This window comes from Ectopseudomonas toyotomiensis (assembly GCF_900115695.1).
GTDB classification, from domain to species: Bacteria; Pseudomonadota; Gammaproteobacteria; order Pseudomonadales; family Pseudomonadaceae; genus Aquipseudomonas; species Aquipseudomonas toyotomiensis.
On record NZ_FOXK01000004.1, the window covers coordinates 59,468 to 78,003 of the forward strand.

Annotated in this window: 14 protein-coding genes; 7 read left to right on the forward strand and 7 right to left on the reverse strand. The window is 63.0% G+C overall.

The annotated features are described in order from the left end of the window. Positions 1 to 22 precede the first annotated feature (22 nt). Positions 23 to 820, forward strand: coding sequence for an acyl-CoA thioesterase (locus tag BM186_RS09110; protein ID WP_074915247.1), 798 nt, complete (start codon positions 23 to 25; stop codon positions 818 to 820). Between the two features lies 1 nt (position 821). Here the strand turns inward: BM186_RS09110 and BM186_RS09115 are convergent, their stop codons facing one another. The 3 genes from BM186_RS09115 to BM186_RS09125 all read right to left on the reverse strand — a co-directional run bounded on the left by BM186_RS09115 (position 822) and on the right by BM186_RS09125 (position 3,893). Then, positions 822 to 1,184, reverse strand: coding sequence for an Mpo1-like protein (locus BM186_RS09115; protein ID WP_074914823.1), 363 nt, complete (start codon positions 1,182 to 1,184; stop codon positions 822 to 824). A 103-nt stretch (positions 1,185 to 1,287) separates the two neighbouring features. Further along, positions 1,288 to 2,751, reverse strand: a complete 1,464-nt coding sequence (locus BM186_RS09120; protein ID WP_074914825.1) for a methyl-accepting chemotaxis protein — start codon at positions 2,749 to 2,751, stop codon at positions 1,288 to 1,290. A gap of 314 nt (positions 2,752 to 3,065) precedes the next feature. Further along, positions 3,066 to 3,893, reverse strand: coding sequence for a TatD family hydrolase (locus tag BM186_RS09125; protein ID WP_074914827.1), 828 nt, complete (start codon positions 3,891 to 3,893; stop codon positions 3,066 to 3,068). Positions 3,894 to 4,167: 274 nt separating this feature from the next. On the opposite strand from BM186_RS09125, the gene BM186_RS09130 reads away from it, so the two are divergent. Together BM186_RS09130 and BM186_RS09135 are read left to right on the forward strand one after the other, a co-directional pair. Next, on the forward strand, positions 4,168 to 5,583 hold the full coding sequence (locus tag BM186_RS09130; protein WP_017677114.1) for an MltF family protein: 1,416 nt from the start codon (positions 4,168 to 4,170) through the stop codon (positions 5,581 to 5,583). A gap of 105 nt (positions 5,584 to 5,688) precedes the next feature. Beyond that, positions 5,689 to 6,123 (forward strand): DoxX family protein, encoded by a 435-nt coding sequence (locus BM186_RS09135; RefSeq protein WP_017677113.1) that lies wholly within the window; start codon positions 5,689 to 5,691, stop codon positions 6,121 to 6,123. Positions 6,124 to 6,186: 63 nt separating this feature from the next. Here BM186_RS09135 and BM186_RS09140 read toward each other — a convergent pair whose 3' ends face one another. Next, a complete protein-coding gene (locus tag BM186_RS09140) occupies positions 6,187 to 7,122 on the reverse strand; it encodes a LysR family transcriptional regulator (RefSeq protein WP_074914829.1) in 936 nt (311 codons plus the stop codon). A gap of 150 nt (positions 7,123 to 7,272) precedes the next feature. Between BM186_RS09140 and BM186_RS09145 the strand changes: the two genes are divergently transcribed. Further along, complete coding sequence (locus BM186_RS09145) at positions 7,273 to 8,502, forward strand: acyl-CoA dehydrogenase (RefSeq protein WP_017677111.1); 1,230 nt, start codon at positions 7,273 to 7,275, stop codon at positions 8,500 to 8,502. 82 nt (positions 8,503 to 8,584) lie between these two features. Here the strand turns inward: BM186_RS09145 and BM186_RS09150 are convergent, their stop codons facing one another. From BM186_RS09150 to xthA, 3 genes are all read right to left on the reverse strand, one after another. Continuing rightward, complete coding sequence (locus BM186_RS09150) at positions 8,585 to 9,577, reverse strand: TerC family protein (protein ID WP_074914831.1); 993 nt, start codon at positions 9,575 to 9,577, stop codon at positions 8,585 to 8,587. Between the two features lie 162 nt (positions 9,578 to 9,739). Continuing rightward, positions 9,740 to 11,122: a substrate-binding domain-containing protein gene (locus BM186_RS09155; RefSeq protein WP_074914833.1), complete on the reverse strand. Its 1,383-nt coding sequence runs from the start codon at positions 11,120 to 11,122 to the stop codon at positions 9,740 to 9,742. A gap of 100 nt (positions 11,123 to 11,222) precedes the next feature. Then, a complete protein-coding gene (gene xthA, locus BM186_RS09160; protein WP_074914835.1) occupies positions 11,223 to 12,035 on the reverse strand; it encodes an exodeoxyribonuclease III in 813 nt (270 codons plus the stop codon). A gap of 272 nt (positions 12,036 to 12,307) precedes the next feature. Between xthA and BM186_RS09165 the strand changes: the two genes are divergently transcribed. The 3 genes from BM186_RS09165 (at position 12,308) to BM186_RS09175 (ending at position 18,428) form a co-directional block, all read left to right on the forward strand. After that, on the forward strand, positions 12,308 to 12,952 hold the full coding sequence (locus BM186_RS09165) for a GNAT family N-acetyltransferase (RefSeq protein ID WP_074914837.1): 645 nt from the start codon (positions 12,308 to 12,310) through the stop codon (positions 12,950 to 12,952). Between the two features lie 68 nt (positions 12,953 to 13,020). Beyond that, a complete protein-coding gene (locus tag BM186_RS09170) occupies positions 13,021 to 14,748 on the forward strand; it encodes an autotransporter assembly complex protein TamA (RefSeq protein ID WP_074914839.1) in 1,728 nt (575 codons plus the stop codon). Next, positions 14,745 to 18,428, forward strand: a complete 3,684-nt coding sequence (locus tag BM186_RS09175; RefSeq protein ID WP_074914841.1) for a translocation/assembly module TamB domain-containing protein — start codon at positions 14,745 to 14,747, stop codon at positions 18,426 to 18,428. Before BM186_RS09170 ends, BM186_RS09175 begins: the two co-directional genes overlap by 4 nt. Positions 18,429 to 18,536 lie beyond the last annotated feature (108 nt).

Here is an 18,536-nt window from a genome sequence, read left to right on the forward strand (position 1 = left end):
ATCGATGAATGCCGAGGTGCCTATGATCTTTTCCGAAATGCTCGAAGCGGTGCGCCGCGATCCCGATGCCGTAGTGATTCCGGCCGAATGGGGGCAGGGACGCGCCAGTTTCGGTGGCCTGGTGGCGGCACTGGCGTTCGAGGCGATGCGCGCCAAGGTGCCGCAGGGCCGACCGGTGCGCTCGCTGGCCATCACCTTCGTCGGGCCGGTGGCGCCGGATGTTCCCGTCAGTTTCCAGGCCGAGGTGCTGCGCGAGGGCAAGGCGGTCAGCCAGATGTCCCTGCGTGCGGTTCAGGACGGCCAGGTAGTGACCGTGGTGCAGGGCAGCTTTGGCGCCTCGCGTCCTTCGGCGATTGCCGTGGAGGCACTTGCCGCGCCGCAGATCACGCCGGTCGAGCAGTGCCAGGAGTTGCCCTACGTGCGCAATGTCACGCCGGAGTTCACCCGCTTTCTGGCCATGCGTTGGGGGATTGGCGGCATGCCTTTCAGCAACACGCCGTCGCGGCAGATGGGCGGCTGGGTGCGCTTGCGCGGTGAGCGCGAACCGCAGGCGCTCAGCGAGGCGCATGTGCTGGCACTGGTCGATGCCTGGCCGCCTGCGGTACTGCCGTATCTGAAAAGCCCGGCGCCGGGCAGCTCGCTGACCTGGACCATCGAGTTCGTCCAGCCCCTACACACCCTCAGCAGTGAAGACTGGTGCCTGTATCGCGCGGATATCGAACATGCCCGCGACGGTTACGGGCACGTGGCTGCTGCGATGTGGACCGCTGCAGGTGAGCTGATCGCCTTGAGCCGGCAGACCGTGACCGTTTTTGCCTGATTCAGTGGCGCCGACGTTGGCGCCAGGCGCGCCACCACGCGCCGCTGAAAAGAAAGCGCGGGAAGGTCACACACTGTTCCAGTAGCAGACGCTTCACCGCATCACTCTTGCCGGCGAAGGGTTCCGCTGGCTGCTGTTCCAGTCTGTGGCCGTGAGCTTGCAGCGCCAAGGAGGCGATCAGGCCGATGCTGCCCAGCGCCAATGGCACGAACCGCAGATGCCATAGGCCGATCAGCAGCACAACCAGCGATAGCAGGAACAGCGGCACTGCAATCAGGTGCAGCAGCAGGTTGGTGGGGTGCCGATGCTGGCTGGCGTAATGACGCCATTGCCAGGCCAGCAGGTTGGGGTGACGTTTGCTCATGGGGCGATCCTCGACTCGATGAAGCGAGTCTAGGAGTGCCGCCCATGCAGAGCGAATTGCTCCTGGCTATGGCGCAGATAGGCTTCTGCCTAAACGGCACCCTCTACAGGCGCAACTGGCGGATGGCCTTGTTCAGCTCGCCTGCCAGTTGGGCGAGTTGCTGGCTAGTGGCGGCCGACTCTAGCGTCTGCCCGACGGTCTGTTCGGTGACGTCACGGATGCCCACCACCGAGCGGCTCATCTCTTCGGCCACCTGGCTCTGCTGCGTGGCGGCCACGGCGATCTGCGTATTGCTGTCACGCATCAGCGCCACGGCGGCGGTGATCGCCGCCAGTGACTCGCCGGCTTCTTGCGCCAGTTGTACGCAATGGTTGGCGTTCTCCGAGCTTTCGCGCATGAACTCTACGGCGTCGCGGGTGCCGCCTTGCAGGTTGCCGATCATCTGGGTGATTTCGTCGGTGGACTCCTGCACGCGCTTGGCCAGGTTGCGTACCTCGTCGGCGACCACGGCGAAACCGCGGCCCATTTCACCGGCGCGGGCGGCCTCGATGGCCGCATTGAGGGCGAGCAGGTTGGTCTGTTCGGCGATGCCGTGAATCACACCGACCACGCGGCTGATGTGCTGGCTGTCTTCGGCCAGGCGCTCGATGCTGGCGGCGCTCTGGCCCACACCTTGCGACAGGGCCGCGATGGATTGCTCGACCCGTTCGACCACCTGCTGGCCTGCGCGCGCTAGCTGATCGGCATTGAGCGACTGATCGCGGGTGGTGCCAGCGTGATCGGCGATATGCTGCACGGTCGCCGACATCTCGTTGATCGCGGTGGCGGCCTGGTCGGTTTCACTTTGCTGGCTGAGCATGCCCTGGCGCACGGCTCCCATGCGCTCGGCCATATCGCGGGTGCCACTGTTCAGCTCGCCAGCCACCTGGCCGACGGTGCCGACCACGCGCTGATAGCCGGCTTGCATGGCGTTGAAGGCGGCAGCCATCTGACCGACCTCATCACGGCTGCTCAGCGGTACGCGCAGGGACAGGTCGCCGCTGCGCTCGGCTTGCAGTATCACGTCCTTGAGGGTGTTGAGGTGGCTCAAGAGAAAGCGGATCAACAGCTGCGAGGCAGCCAGCAGCAACAGCATCAACACGGCGACTGCGATGGCGTAGGTCAGTGCGTGCTGGGCGAACAGGTCGAGCAGGCTGGGCGCGCGCGCCATGATTGCCAGAGTGCGCCCATCGCTGAGGGTGACACGCTGCGCGCCGATCACCGGCGAGTCGCCGAACCGGGCGTCATGCTTCACTGCCTGCCAACCACTGGCGTCGGGGCCACCTTGAGCGCCTGGCAGGCTGCCGTTGCCCATCTGGATGTTGCTCGAATTGGGCAGTGCTGCCTGCTGCGGCCACTGCTGGAGTAGGCGCGCCTGCGCGATTGCAGCCTTCCTGGCATCGGCGCTGCGTGCCTGTTGCTCGGTATGCAGGGCGAACAGCACCAGCATCAGGCTGATGACGAAGGCGACGGCGTTGACCGCCCAGAATTTGTATTTGAGAGAAAGATCGCTGATCCAGGCGCCCATGCTGTTGTTATCCGTCTCGCTGCGTTCGCTATTGGCTAGCAGGCCGTTGAAAAAATGTAGGCGAGGCAGCCAGTGCAATACCGATGGCGGCCCCGCAAAAACAGGCGAAAAACGACCGGGGTCGCGCCCGACTTTACGAGTTGTAAATGAGCACTTGATTCGCTTCGCTCACCCCTTCGGGGCCGCGCTAAAGCGCGTTCAGTCTGCGACTGTGAGCCTGTTTTTAACGCAGCAATGGCAACGTAGCTAGTTTTTCAACTGCCGGCTAAGTGCCAGCAGTATGCCTCGATGAATGGCCAGAGTCTTGACGTCAATCAATACTCTGGTGTCGAGCCCTGCAGTATGGCTGGTAGATCGAAGAACGCTCGCGCACAGGCTGTGGTCTGTGCTGCCAGGGTTTCCTCGCTTTGCCCGCGGTGCAACGCCACCTCCCGCAGCACCTCGCCGAGAAAGGCGGGCTCGTTACGCCCGCTCTTGGGCTTTGGCCGCAGGCTGCGCGGTAGCAGAAAGGGCGCATCGGTCTCCAGCATCAGGCGCTTGCCGGGGATGTCCTTGAGCAGCGGATGCAGGTGCGTGCCGCGACGCTCATCGCAGACCCAACCGGTGATGCCGATATGCAGGTCGAGATCGAGATAGGCATAGAGCGCGCGCCGCTCGCCAGTGAAACAGTGCACCACCGCTGCGGGCAACTGATCGCGGTAGTTGCGCAGGATTTCCAGCAGGCGCTGGCTGGCTTCACGCTCATGTAGAAATACCGGCATCTGCAGTTCGACGGCTAGGGCTAGCTGTTCTTCCAGGGCTTTTTCCTGTGCCGGGCGTGGCGAGAAGTCGCGATCAAAATCCAGTCCGCATTCGCCTACGGCGCGCACTTGTGGCTCGGCTAGTAACGCCTTGAGCGCGCGGCTGCTGGCACCGTTCCACGAGCTGGCGTCGTGCGGATGAACCCCGGCGGTGCTGAACAAGCGTTCACCGCTGCTATCCAGCTGTCGGCAAAGTGCGAGGCTGGCTTCGCTTTCATTCAGACTGGTGCCGGTCAGCACCAGCTGACACACGCCGGCTGCATAAGCGCGTTCGAGTAGCGCCTCGGCCTGCACCGCGAGGCTGGGGTGGGTGAGATTGACGGCAATATCGATGAGTTGCATGGTGCCACCTGTTGAACGCGAAGGGGCAGAATAGCAGATGGTGTCCGTTCGTCAGGAAGTCGATTTAAAACAATAAGTTGGTCGCTGTTTTTAAGGTTGATGCAAGGTTGTGGGGTGGCGCTGCAGCGTCTGGCTGTGCCAATCTCCGCGCCCCGCCAGCCTTGGGAACCTGTTTGGCGGGTTTACGGCTGGTGCGGTCTGTCGTGCAAGGGCATGCAGCAGGTTGCCAACCGGATCAAGGTTTCGGCGGCCAACCGCCTTCTCTGGAGAGTCGATGTCGCGATTGCTGCTGATCCTGTGCCTGTTGGCCGCGCTGCCGTTGTCGGTCAGTGCGCGCGTGGCCGGCCCGCCGGAGGTAGGCAGCCAGGCTCGCAGTGCGCGTGATCTGCCGACGATTCGCAGCAGCGGTGAGCTGCGCGTGCTGGTCAACCAGAGCCGTAACAGCTCGGGCTCGGTCAAGGGCCAGAGCATTGGCGTCGAATACCATCGCCTGCGGGCATTCGAGCAGTACCTCAACCGCAATTCTCGAGATGGTCGCAGCCTCAGATTGAAGATCATCCCCAAAGCCAAGGATCAGTTGCTAGGCGCATTGCAGCGCGGCGAGGGCGACCTGGTCGCCCCCGGCGAACTGCTCAATGTACGCACCGGGCACGATGTCAGTGCCAGTACGGCGATTCGCCGCGAAGTACCGCTGGTGCTGGTATCGAAGCAAGGCAACCGGCATTACCGCAGCCTCGAACAGCTGGCCGGGCGTAGTCTTTCATTGCCAGCGGGTAGCGCCGTGGGTGACGCGCTACGGTTGATCAACCAGCAGCTGGCTGATCGCAAGCTGCCACCCATCGTGGTCGAGTGGGTCGACCCCAGCCTGGCCGTCGAAGATGTACTGGAAATGGTTCAGGCCGGCATCTTCGAACGCACTGCGGTGGAGTTGCCGATCGCCGAGCGTTGGGCCAAGGTGATGCCCAAGTTGCGCGTCGACAAGCATCTGATCCTGGCGCGCGATGGCGACATGAAATGGTTCGTGCGCCCCGATGCGCCGATGCTGCGTGCCAGCATTGACCGTTTCTTCAGTAGCTATCAGAGCCCGGCCGACCAGGATGCGGCGTTCCAGCGCGTCTATCGACGGCTGTACAAGGTGCATTCGCCACTGGGGCGCACTGAACGACAGCGTCTGGAGAAGGTGCGCCCGGTGCTGCAGCAGCATGCCGAGCAGCAGGGTTTCGATTGGCTGATGCTGGCTGCGCTGGCATTCAAGGAGTCAACATTGAACCCATCGGCGCGCGGCGCCAGCGGCGCGACCGGGCTGATGCAGATTACCCCGGCGGCGGCGCGTAGCGTCGGGGTGAGCAACATCCAGAACCTCGACGGTAACGTCCAGGCCAGCAGCAAGTACCTGGCGATGATCCGCCGCAACTTCTTCAACAGCCCGCAGCTCAACGAGCGCGAGCGCATGGCCTTCGTCCTGGCTGGCTACAACCTGGGGCCGCAGCGGGTGCAGAGCCTGCGCGCCGAAGCACGCAGGCGTGGCCTCAATCCCAATCAGTGGTTCTTCCAGGTCGAACGTGTGGCCATGGAGCAGATGGGCATGGGCGTGGTGAGTTATGTGAATGCGGTGAATAAGTACTACCTTGCTTATGACCGTGAGCGCTATCTGCTCGAACCGCAAAGGCAGCGTCTGACGGCCAACTAAATATTTATTTATTCGATATTAATTACCGGTATTTTGCTGTTTTTTAATCGAATAAATTGGCTATTCTGTGCGCCATCAACTCCCACACACGAAGGAAGCGCTGTAATGAACAACCTGATCAAGAACATCACCGCCACCCAGGCCAGCTTCGGCATCACCATCCTGCGTATCGTCGCCGGCATCACCTTCGCCGCCCATGGCGCGCAGAAGTTGTTTGGCTGGTTCGGTGGTTATGGCTTGGCTGGCGTGGCGCAGTGGATGGAAAGCATCGGTCTGGCTCCGGGCTACCTGATGGCGCTGGCGGCTGGTAGCGCCGAGTTCTTCGGCGGCGTGGCGCTGATCATCGGTCTGCTGGTACGTCCGGCTGCGGCGGTACTGGCGGTGACCATGCTGGTGGCGATCTTCACTGTGCACTTCGCCAACGGTTTCTTCATGAGCAACAATGGCTACGAGTTCGCCCTGGCTCTGCTGGCCATCAGCGTAGCGCTGGTGTTCGAAGGCGCCGGCAAGCTGTCGGTGGATGGCAAGATCGCTCGCTGATTGAACCCCGCAACAACGAGAAGGCCCGCTAATGCGGGCCTTTTTGCGTTCAATGCCGAGCGGTCAGTTATTAGCCGCTTGCTCGGCCTTTTTCTCCTGCGCGGCGACCTGCTGCGCCAGCTCGATCATCTGCTCGCGCATCCAGCGGTTGGCCGGGTCCTGATCGGTGCTTTCGTGCCAGTACAGGTGAGTTTCCAGGGCCGGCACATCGCCGACCGGCAGTGCCACATGATGCAGATTGTGACGGCGGGCGAAGCGCTCCGGCACGGTCATCACCATGTCGGTCTGCTGCAGCACGCTACCGGCCATCAGGTAGTGCTGCGAGCGCAGGGCAATCTTGCGCTGGATGCCCATCTTGCCCAGGGCCAGATCCACGTAGCCAAGGCCACTGCGGCGGCTGGAGATATGGATGTGGCTCAGTGACAGGTATTCGTCGAGGCTGATCTTGTCCTTGGCCAGCGGATGCCCCTGGCGCATGGCGCAGACGTAACGATCATCCAACAACTTGACGTGACGAACCTGCGGGTCGGTATTGAGTGGCGCGTCGACGGCAAAATCGAGACGGCCCGCGGCCAGTTCCTTGGTGGTTTCGCGGCGCTTGGCCAGAAAGCTCTCGATGCACACGTTCGGCGCCAGGCGACGCAGGCGCTGGAACAGCGGTGGCAGGAGGATCTGCTCCGACAGGTCGGTCATGCTGATGCGGTAGGTCTTGCCGGCCTGCTGCGGGTTGAAGGTGCGGCTTTCCTGCACGGAAACGCGCAGCAACTGCAGGGCGTTGCGCACCGGGCCGATGATGTTCTGCGCCATCGGCGTCGGCACCATGCCCTGTGCGGTACGCACGAACAGCGGATCGTTGAAGGTTTCGCGCAGACGGGCGAGGGCGTTGGAAACCGCTGGTTGGGTAATGCCGACGATCTGCCCGGCACGGGTCAGGTTGGCCTCGGTGTAGATGGCGTCGAAGACGATGAAGAGGTTCAGATCCACCTTGGTCAGGTTCATGCCGGCAGTGCTCCAGGGGGCGTCGATTTCAATCGATCATATATCGGTTATGAATGTTCATACACGCTGAAAATAGGTTAGATAAATCTTAAGCGCTGTTCTAGCATCATTTCCACAACCTCTCACCCTTTATTGCAAACAGGTAATTCCATGGATTTCGCCTATTCCCCGAAGGTTCAAGAGCTGCGTGAGCGCGTCAGCGCATTCATGGAGGCGCACGTCTACCCGGCTGAAGCGGTGTTCGAGCAGCAGGTGGCCGAAGGTGATCGTTGGCAGCCGACCGCGATCATGGAGGAGCTGAAGAACAAGGCCAAAGCCGAAGGTCTGTGGAACCTGTTTCTGCCCGAGTCGGACTACGGTGCCGGCCTGACCAACACCGAGTACGCACCGCTGGCGGAGATCATGGGACGTTCGCTGATCGGCCCCGAGCCGTTCAACTGCGCCGCGCCGGATACCGGCAACATGGAAGTGCTGGTGCGCTACGGCAACGAGGCGCAAAAGCAGCAATGGCTGGAGCCGCTGCTGTCCGGCGAGATTCGTTCCGCGTTCGCCATGACCGAGCCAGGCGTGGCTTCGAGCGACGCCACCAACATGCAGGCCAATGCTCGCCGCGAAGGCGATGAGTGGGTCATCAATGGCCGCAAGTGGTGGACCTCCGGTGCCTGCGACCCGCGCTGCAAGGTGATGATCTTCATGGGCCTGACCAACCCGGACGCGCCGCGCCACCAGCAGCACTCGATGATCCTGGTGCCGATGGATGCGCCAGGCGTCACCGTACTGCGCCCGCTGCCGGTGTTCGGTTATGACGACGCGCCGCATGGCCATGCTGAAGTGCTGTTCGAGAACGTGCGCGTGCCCTACGAGAGCGTACTGCTCGGTGAAGGGCGTGGCTTCGAGATCGCCCAGGGACGCCTCGGCCCGGGCCGTATCCACCACTGCATGCGTTCGATCGGCATGGCCGAGCGCGCCCTGGAGCTGATGTGCAAGCGCGCCGTTTCGCGGACCGCCTTTGGCAAGCCGCTGGCGCGTCTGGGTGGCAATATCGATCACATCGCCGATTCGCGCATGGAGATCAACCAGGCGCGTCTGCTGACCCTGAACGCGGCCTACATGATGGATACCGTGGGCAACAAGATCGCCGCCAGCGAAATCGCCCAGATCAAGGTGGTGGCGCCCAACGTGGCGCTCAAGGTGATCGACCGGGCGATCCAGATGCACGGCGGCGCGGGCGTCTCCAACGACTTCCCGCTGGCCTACTGGTACGCCATGCAGCGCACCCTGCGCCTGGCCGATGGCCCGGACGAGGTGCATCGCGCAGCCATCGGCAAGTTCGAGATTGGCAAGTACGTGCCCCGCGACGTGATGAAAGCCAGCCGCTGATCCCGCAAGCCAAAGCAAAGAGGCCCGCATCTGCGGGCCTCTTTGTTTGTCAGTCGTCGACTTTGTTGGGCTACGCCGTTTCTCAGTGTTCCGGGGCTCTCTGGTCGCGGGTATTGAGCAGCGACAGGATCACCCCGCCTGCCAGCAGTCCCAGGGTGACGCCAAGCGAGAGCAGGGCGGGAACCTTGATCAGGTCGTGCAGGAAGATCTTGCCGCCGATATACATCAGCACCAGCGCCAGGGCGTACTTCAGGTAGATGAAGCGGTGCATCAGTGCGGCCAGAGCGAAGTACAGCGCGCGCAGGCCAAGAATGGCGAATATGTTCGAGGTGTAGACGATGAACGGGTCCTGCGAGATGGCCAGTACCGCCGGCACACTGTCCACCGCAAACACCAGGTCGGCCAGTTCGATCAGCACCAGCGCCAGCAGCAGCGGGGTGGCATAGAGCAGCGGCTTGCCACTGACATGATCCTTCAGACGCACCAGGAACTTGCCTTCGTGCAGCTCATCGGTGACGCGAATGTGCTTGCGCACGAAGCGGATCACCGGATTCTGCGCCAGGTCCGGATGCGACTCTTCGTCACCGCCGCTGCGCAGCATCTTGATGCCGCTGAACAGCAGGAAGGCACCGAAGAGGTAGAGAATCCAGTCGAACTGCTGCACCAGGGCCGTGCCCAGACCGATCATGATCGCGCGCAGCACGATCACCCCGAGAATGCCCCAGAACAGCACGCGGTGCTGGTACTTACGCGGGATGTTGAAGTAGCCGAGGATCATCGCCATGACGAAGACGTTGTCCATCGACAGCGATTGCTCCACCAGGAAGCCGGTGTAGTACTCCATCGCCTTGGTACCGCCGAGCTGCCACCAGATCCAGCCGCCGAAGGCGACGCCGACACTGAAATAGCCGGAATACAGCAGCAGGCTCTCGCGCATCTCGATTTCATGCTGATCGCGATGCAGCACGCCGAGGTCGAGTACCAGAAGGGTGATGATCAGTACCAGAAAGGCCAGCCAGAACCAGCCGGGGGTACCGAAGATGGGGGATGTCAAAAATGCAAGTAGAGCGTCCATGAGCCCTCCCTTATGTCTGCCTGAGTTGAAAGAAATCGACTCAGTGACTCCGACATCACGGTGAGAATACTCACCGCCAGAGGGGCCCGGCGTCACGCGCTGCAAAGACTAGCGCCGAGCCCTCACTCTGCCAAGCCCTTTGTAAGGAAATATTTTCAGGCGTCAGTAGACCCAGACTTCGACGCGGCGATTACGGATACGGCCATTGTTCTGATCATTGGCCGCCACCGGTAGCTCGCTGCCCATACCGGTGATTTCACGAAACAGCACACCTTGTTTGGCCAGCTCGCGGCGCACGGCCATGGCGCGCAGTTTCGACAGCAGTTCGGCGCGCTCGGGGTCGCTCTTCGGATCGCCGAAACCCACCAGCACCACCTTGTCCTGCAGCTTGTCGTGTTGCTTGAGATAGTCCAGTACTCGCTGTAAATCGCGATGGGCCTTGTTATCCAGCGTTGCGCTGCCTTCCTGGAAGCGAAAGTTCACCGACAGGCGCTGCGCCTGCTTTGCCAGTTGCTGGTACTCCGCTGGCATCTGCGCATCCGCGGCGACCTTGACCGCCTGGACGGTCTGGGCGATGAAACCGCTATTGTCGACAATGGCCTGGCCGCGTGGGCTGTGGGCGAAGTCGATCAGCGCGCGTACCCAGGGATTAGCCAGTTGCGGGTCGTTGTAGAGAAACAGGCGGCGTGCCAGGGGATAGTCCTCGGTGGCGATCAGCGTGGTGCTCGGTGGCATCGGCTGAGAATTACCCGCAGCGACGGCGACAGCCTTGGCCTGGCGGATGTAGGGCAGGCCAATGAAACCGATGCCATTGGCATCGCTGCTCACCGCGTCGGACAATTGGGTGCTGGATTCGAAGCGTTGCGCGCCTGCGGCGAGTGCGCGCCCGCCTGGAGCCAGCACCAGCTCCTTGAAGGTGTCGTAGGTGCCGGAATTGTCATCGCGTGCGTAGGGGCGAACCTTGCCGGGTTTGCCGCCCAGCGCAGCCCAGTCTCCGATCTCGCCGGAAAACAGCTGCGCGATCTGCTCCACACTCAGCGTTCCAATCGGGTTCGATGGATGGACGATGATCGCCAGACCATCGATGGCGATGACCTGTTCACTCTGCGGACTGCGCAGATCGCCAAGGGTCGCCAGGGTAGCGGCTTCGCCATCCTTGATTGGCCGCGACGAGGCGGCCAGATCGGCGCTGCCGTCCTTGAGCGAGGTAAAACCGGTGCCGGAGCCGTGAGCGGCAACTTCGACTATCACCTGGCGACCGTCGGCCCGTCGCGCGAGCAGGCGCTGCTCGTTTTCCCGGGCACCTTCTTCACTGTGGATATCGTGCAGGCCCTGAGCTTCGAACAGCCCTTTGACCAGCTCCGGGCCGAGCTTGGCGCCAATGGTGTTGGAGCCCTGGATGCGCAGTACCGGTTGGTTACCCTCGGAGGCTGGTAGTGCGGCGAAGACGGAAAGAGGGAGGGCGTAGCAGATGAAACCGATCAGCAGCAGGGACAGAGTACGACCCCAGAGGTCGCGGTCGATGGCAGGCAGGGCGCGCGGCATGCGGCAGGCACCTTCTAGTGGGTGAGAGAAAGTGCCGCGCAGATTAAGTCAGTCGAGTTGCAGTCATATTACAGGGCGCGTCATCTACACGCGCCCAGTCTCACGCCAGTTCCAGCCAGATCGGCGCATGGTCCGATGGCTTGTCCATTCCACGCAGGTCGTAATCAATGCCGGCATCCTTGAAGCGCGCCTGCAGCGGCTGGCTGGCGAGGATCACGTCGATGCGCAGGCCGCGCTTTGGCTCGTCTTCGAAGCCGCGACTGCGGTAGTCGAACCAACTGAAACGGTCATTCACCTCGGGATTGAGGTGGCGGAAGCTGTCCACCAGGCCCCAGTTCCTCAGCGTCGCCAGCCACTCGCGTTCCTCCGGCAGGAAACTGCACTTGCCGGTTTTCAGCCAGCGCAGGCGATTGGGCTCGCCGATGCCGATGTCGCAATCTTCCGGGCTGATGTTGATGTCGCCCATCACTACTAGCGCCTGCTGCGGATCGAAGTGCTCCACCAGAAGTTGCTGCAGGTCGGCATAGAAGCGCTGCTTGGCCGGGAACTTCACCGGGTGATCGCGGCTTTCGCCCTGCGGGAAATAGCCATTCATGACGGTGACCGGGTTGCCATTGGCATCGGCGAAGGTGCCGTAGATGAAGCGGCGTTGAGAGTCTTCTCCATCGCCGGGAAACCCCTTGTGCAGGCTCAGTGGCTCCTGACGCGAGAGCAGGGCGACGCCATAGTGGCCTTTCTGGCCGTGGTAATGCACGTGGTAGCCGAGCTGACGGATCTCGGCTTCGGGGAACTGCTCATCGGCCACCTTGGTTTCCTGCAGGCCGATCACATCCGGCTGGTGTTTTTCGACCAAGGCTTGCAGTTGATGAGGGCGCGCACGCAGGCCATTGATATTGAAGGAGACGATTTTCATGGGCAGCGGGTCCTGGGCTAACGGGCATGCCAAGAGAAGCATCCCGGATGATGAAAGCCTTCGCGGCATGCCCTCCCTCATCCGGCGCTTCGCGCCACCTTCTCCCGGAGGGAGAAGGGTATGAGTGAAGGTGTCGCTGCGCGACTTTCAGATTAAACGGCGATGCTAGCCGATCCTCGGCGCTCGCGGCCAGCGCCTGGCGGGCGTCATGAGGTGGTGCTAAGTTGGCTGGGACGCGCCTGACCCACAACGCATAACAACAGAGGTCTGCCATGCCCAACAACGCTCCAGCAGAAGTGCGCATGCTCGATGGTGGTTACGCCCGCGAGGTCCGTTCGCTGCTCTACCACGCCTATCGCCACGAGCCGACCTTCGCCTACCTGTTCGAAGCGCAGCGACCGGGTTTTGATCAGCGTGTGCGCGCGACGATTCGCGAACTTGTGCAGCAGCACTTCGCCGAGGATCTGCCAGCCATTGGCCTGCTGATCGATGACCGCCTGATCGGCGCAGCACTGATCGCGCCACCGCAGCGCCGCCTGGATATCACCGAAAGCTGGGGGTGGCGTCTGCGCATGCTGCTGAGCACCGGTTTCAGCTGCACCAAGCGCTATCTCGAGTACCACGATGCGGTGCTCAGCAGCCTGCCGCCCGGGCCTTACCATGTGCTGCCGCTACTGGGCATTCACCCCGAGTTTCAGGGGCAGCATCGCGGCGAGCAGCTGCTCGAGGCGCTACACGACTGGTGTGCACAGGACAGCGGCTCGCAAGGCGTGGTGCTGGATACCGGCAATGCGCGCTATCTGGATTTCTACCGGCGCCAGGGCTACGAGGAAATCGGCGAGCTGGCCATAGGCCCGGTGGTCGAACACGTGTTCTTTCATCCCAACCCGCAACCGGTGGTCAGAGCCAGCGCCTGAACTCCGGCTGTCTGGCGCACGTGCAACGGCTCTGGCGTGGGCTCTGCTCCGTGGTAGCATCCTCCGCCATGAGCGTATATGGACATTTTCAGCGTAGCCTGGCGCTGCTGCTGATCAGTACGGGTGCTTTCGCAGCGAGCGAACTCGACGTACGAATCACTCCGAGCAATTCGGCTCTCAAGGCCAATATCGAAGGTTATGTCGGCAGCCTCGATGGGCGTGACGCGCAGTCGTTGCGGCGCTTGCGTCGTATCGCCGAGAACGAGGCCGACAAGGCGGCTCAGGCCCTGGGTTATTACCAGGCGCGCATTCGTAGCCGTATCGAAGAGGGCGCAACGCCGCGCCTGGTGATCGAGGTCGAGCCCGGCGAGCGCATTCGCCTGCGCAGCGTCGACATTCGTATCGAAGGGCCTGCCAGCGAGCTGTCTGCCTTTCGTGTACCCAGTGCCGGTCGTTTGCAGCCAGGCTCGGTGCTCAACCATGGGCGCTATGAGGATGCCAAGCGACTGATCCAGAATCAGGCCTCGCGCTATGGCTTCTTCGACGGCCGATTCTCCCGGCAGCGCCTGGAAATCGATCCGGCCGCCGGCGTGGCCGATATCGAGCTGGTGTTCGTCAGCGGGCCGCGTTACAGCCTGGGCGATATCGCCTTCAGCGGTGACTTCCCGTTCGATAAAGAGCTGCTGCTGCGCATGGTGCCGTTCGATCCGGACACACCCTACGACTCCGAATTGATCGCCGAGCTGTATCAGGCGCTGCAGTCGAGTGGCTATTTCGAATCGGTGCGGGTCGATGCCATCCCGACTCAGGCCGACCAGTTGCGTATTCCCGTGGCGGTGGCGCTGCAGGTGCGCGAGCCGCGCACCATGGGCCTGGGGCTGGGCTTTTCCACCGACGTCGGGCCGCGCCTGCGCGCCAACTGGACGCGCCACTGGCGCAATCCGCAGGGGCACAGCTACGGGGTGGAAACCGAATTGTCCGCCCCGCGGCAGAACGTTGGCCTGTGGTACGACATTCCCGGTGACCCGCCACTGACCGACAAACTGCGCCTGGCCGGCGGCTATCAATATGAGGAGCTGGCCAGCAAGGACAGCTTGAGCCGGTTACTCACCCTCGGTCCGGAATGGCACAGCCAGCGCCCCGGTGGCTGGCAGCGCGTGCTGTCGGTGAAATGGCAGCGTGAGGAATATCGCCTGGGCGACGATTCCGGGCTGAGCACCCTGTTGATGCCGGGCGTCAGCTACTCGCTGCTGCGCAGCGACAACCGCCTCGACCCGAACCAGGGCTACCGCGTGCAGTTCGACTTGCGCGGCGCTGTCGATGGCGTGCTGTCCGACGCCAACGTGCTGCACGGTAACGTCATGCTCAAGGGCCTGACTACCGTATTCGACAATCACCGTCTGCTCGGGCGGGTACAGTTTGGCGGTACCGAAACCAATGGTTTTTCTGCCGTGCCGCCGTCGCTGCGCTTCTTCGCCGGTGGCGATCAGAGCGTGCGTGGCTACGACTACCAGAGCCTGTCGCCGGAGAACAATCGCGGCGACAAGATTGGCGGCCGTTACCTGTTTGCTGCCAGCGCCGAGTACCAGTACAGCCTCACCGACAAGTGGCGCCTGGCGACCTTCATCGATCAGGGTAACGCTTTCAATTCGCTGGACATTCCCACCTTGAAGACCGGCGTCGGCTTCGGCGTGCGCTGGGTATCGCCGGTTGGCCCGCTGCGCCTGGACCTCGCTCATGCGCTGGACGACGACGGTGGCGTGCGCCTGCATTTCTCCATGGGGCCTGAGCTATGAGTCGGCGCCTGCTGAAATGGCTGGCCGGCGGTCTGCTCGGTCTGGTGTTGCTGCTCGTAGCAGCTTTGTGGACGCTGCTCGGTACCCAGGGTGGTAGCCGTTGGCTGCTGGCCCAGGTGCCAGGCTTGCAGGTCGACAACTTCGCAGGACGCCTGGGCGGTGCCTGGCAGGCCGATGCGCTGATCTGGCAGCAAGATGATATGCGGGTTGAGCTGCAGCAGCTGGACATGGTCTGGTCGCCGTCCTGCCTGCTGCGCCTGACGCTGTGCCTGGATCGTCTGCATCTGCAGCAGATTGCCGTGACCCTGCCCGACAGTGGGGAGGGCAGCGATGAGCCGTTGAGCCTGCCTAACCTCAAACTGCCACTGCGCTTGCAATTGGGCGATATCCAGCTGGGCGAACTGCGCCTGGACGGCCAGACGCAACTGAGCGATCTCGAACTGATCGCCAGTTGGAACGAGCAGGGTGTGGAGCTGCAGCGCCTGGCCTTGCAACGTGATGACCTGAGCCTGGACCTCAGTGGCCAGCTGACGCCGCAGGGCGATTGGCCCTTGGCCCTGAGCGGCCGCCTGCAGTTACCGGAAGTCGATGGCAAGGCCTGGCAGGTGGCGCTGCAGGTAGCTGGCGAATTGCAGCGCAGCCTGAAGATCGAGGCTGACAGCAGCGGCTATCTCGACGCCCGTCTCGAAGGACAGGTGCAGGCGCTGGCCGAGCACCTGCCCGCCGAACTGCGCCTAACCAGCCAGGATTTTCAGGCCAGCAGTGCCTTGCCGCAGACGCTGCACCTGCAGGCGCTGACGTTGTCGGCAAAGGGTGACCTGAGCAGCGGTTATCGCATCGACGGCAGCGCCACTCTGCCCGCCGAGCAGGCACCGATGCCGCTGACCTTGCGCGGCAGGGTCGATGCCAGGGGGGCGGATATCGAATTGCTGCGAATCGAGGCCGAGGATCAGCAGCATCTGCAGCTCAGCGGTACGCTCGCCTGGAGCAAAGCGTTTCAGGCCGATGCCAAGCTCGATTGGCTGAGTTTCCCCTGGCAGCGTCTGTACCCGCTGGACGAGCCGCCACCCGTGGCACTGCAACAACTGCAGGCCGAAGTCAGCTATAGCGAAGGCAATTACCTGGGTAACTTCGCTGCGCAGTTGCAGGGGCCTGCGGGTGCCTTCAGCCTGAGCAGTCCGGTCAGTGGCGATCTCGGCCAGGTCAGCCTGCCGCAATTGCAGCTGGTTGCTGGCCAGGGCCGCGCCGAAGGGGTGGTCAAGGTCGGTTTTGCCGACGGCGTCGACTGGCAGGCCATGCTGCAGCTCAGCGCCCTCGACCCGGGCTACTGGCTGGCGGAAATGTCGGGTAATCTGGCAGGGCCGCTGAATACCTCGGGCAGCTTCAATGCCGGTGCGCTGCAGGCCAAGGCCGATATCGACCTCAATGGCCGTCTGCGTGGCCAGCCAGTGCAATTGCAGGTACAGGGTGCCGGTAGCGGCGAGCAGTGGCAGCTCGGGCGGTTGCTGGTACGTCTGGGTGATAACCGGATCAGCGGCCAGGGCGCTCTGGATCAGCGTTTGCGTGGTCAGCTGGAGTTGGTGTTACCGCGTCTGGGGCAACTCTGGCCCGGTCTGCAAGGGCAGGTACAGGGCCAGTTGTCCGTGGCGGGCACCTTGCAGGCGCCGCAAGGCCAGCTTGCGCTGAGTGGGGAGCGTCTTGCGTTTGGCGACCCCAGTCTGCGTCGCCTGCAGCTGGACGCGACGCTGGATGCCCGCCAGCAGGCGCGCATCGGTTTGAATCTGCGTGGTATCCGCATCGGCGATACCTACCTTGGGCGCTTGCAGGCCGAAGGTCGTGGCGATCAGCGTCGCCAGGCGCTGGACATCGATCTGCAAGGTCCGCTGCTGCAGCTGGCTTTGGCCCTGGACGGTGGCTTGAACGAGCAGGGCGACTGGCGCGGTCGTATTGCCAGTGGCCGTGTACAGAGCGGCGGGCAGGATTGGCAATTGCAGCAGGCGGCGACCCTGGAGCGCTTGGCCAGCGGCCGCATGAACCTGGGCGCGCATTGCTGGCAGTCCGGCGATGCCAGCCTGTGCGGCGGGCAGCAGCGGCTGATGCCGCAGCCCAGCCTGGACTGGCGCCTGGAGAATTTCCCCCTGGCCAGCCTGCAGCCCTGGCTGCCCGAGGATTTCGCCTGGCAGGGCCGTCTCGATGGACAGCTGAAAGTCGAGCTACCCGACAGCGGTCCCAACGGCCAGATCAGGCTCGATGCTGGCGCTGGCAATCTGCGTATTCGTCAGCCGGATGAAGAGCAGTGGCTGGACTTTCCCTACGACAGCCTGCGTCTGGACAGCACGCTGCGACCACAGCGTGTAGTCAGCGAGCTGCGTTTCGTCAGTGGCCGCCTGGGTGAGTTGCTGCTGCAGGCGCAGATCGATCCACGCCCGGCGAGCAAGCCGGTCAGCGGTGAGTTTCGATTGAGCGGTTTCGATCTCGCCGTGCTGCGTCCCTTCGTACCCATGGCGGAAAGGCTCGAAGGCAAGCTGCAGGGCAGCGGCAATATAAGTGGCCAACTGCTGGCGCCGCAGATCAACGGCCAGCTACGTCTGGATGACGGCGAGTTGTCCGGCAGCGAACTGCCGATCAGCCTGGAGAACCTGCAATTGCAGGCGTTGATCTCGGGCGAGCAGGTGCAGCTCTCCGGCGACTGGCGCAGCGGTGAGCAGGGGCGTGGCAATCTGCGTGGCGAACTGACCTGGGCCGAGGGGCTGAGCGGCGATCTGGCATTGCAGGGACAGCGTTTGCCGGTGAAGGTCGAGCCCTATGCCGAGCTGGAAGTCGAGCCTGATTTGCAATTGCAGCTGCGTGCCCAGCGTCTGGCCGTCAGCGGCAGGGTTGGCGTGCCGCGTGGCTTGATCAGCGTACGTGAACTACCGCCATCGACGGTCAAGGTTTCCGGTGATGCACGGGTGGTCGGTCGTGAAACCCCGGAAGCTGAGCAGGGCATGGGCGTCGCCATGGATGTCGATGTCGAGGTGGGGCAGGACAAACTGGCCTTCAGCGGTTTCGGCCTGACTGCCGACCTGCGTGGACGCGTGCACATCGGCGATAACCTCGATACCCGCGGTGAACTGAATCTGGTCAATGGCCGCTATCGCGCCTACGGCCAGCGCCTGACCATTCGCCGCGCACGCCTGCTGTTCACCGGGCCCATCGATCAGCCGTTCCTCGATGTGGAAGCGATTCGCCGGGTCGACACGGTCGTCGCCGGTATCCGTCTGTCCGGCAGCGCCGAGCAGCCGAGCACCACGGTCTTCGCCGAGCCGGCCATGAGCCAGGAACAGGCGCTGTCCTATCTGGTACTGGGTCGGCCTTTGGGGCAAAGCACGGGGGACAACAACATGCTTGGCCAGGCAGCGCTGGCGCTTGGCCTGGCCGGCAGCAGTTCGCTCACCACCAGCCTGGCCACCAGTCTGGGCATTCAGGATTTTCAGCTCGACACCGAGGGCAGTGGCGTGACCACCAGTGTGGTGGCCAGCGGCAATATCACCGAGCGCCTGAGTCTGCGTTACGGCGTGGGCGTGTTCGAGCCGGCCAACACCATCGCGCTGCGTTACGAGCTGAGCCGGCGCCTGTATCTTGAGGCCGCCAGCGGTCTGGCCAGCTCGCTCGACCTGTTCTATCGCCGGGACTTCTGATGGTCGCGCCACCTTTTGCTAAATCCCTACATGGCTGCGGGTGTATCGGCGGCGCTTCTGCGCTAGTCTGGACGCATGGTCGGGCCGTGACCTGCCATTCGATGGAGC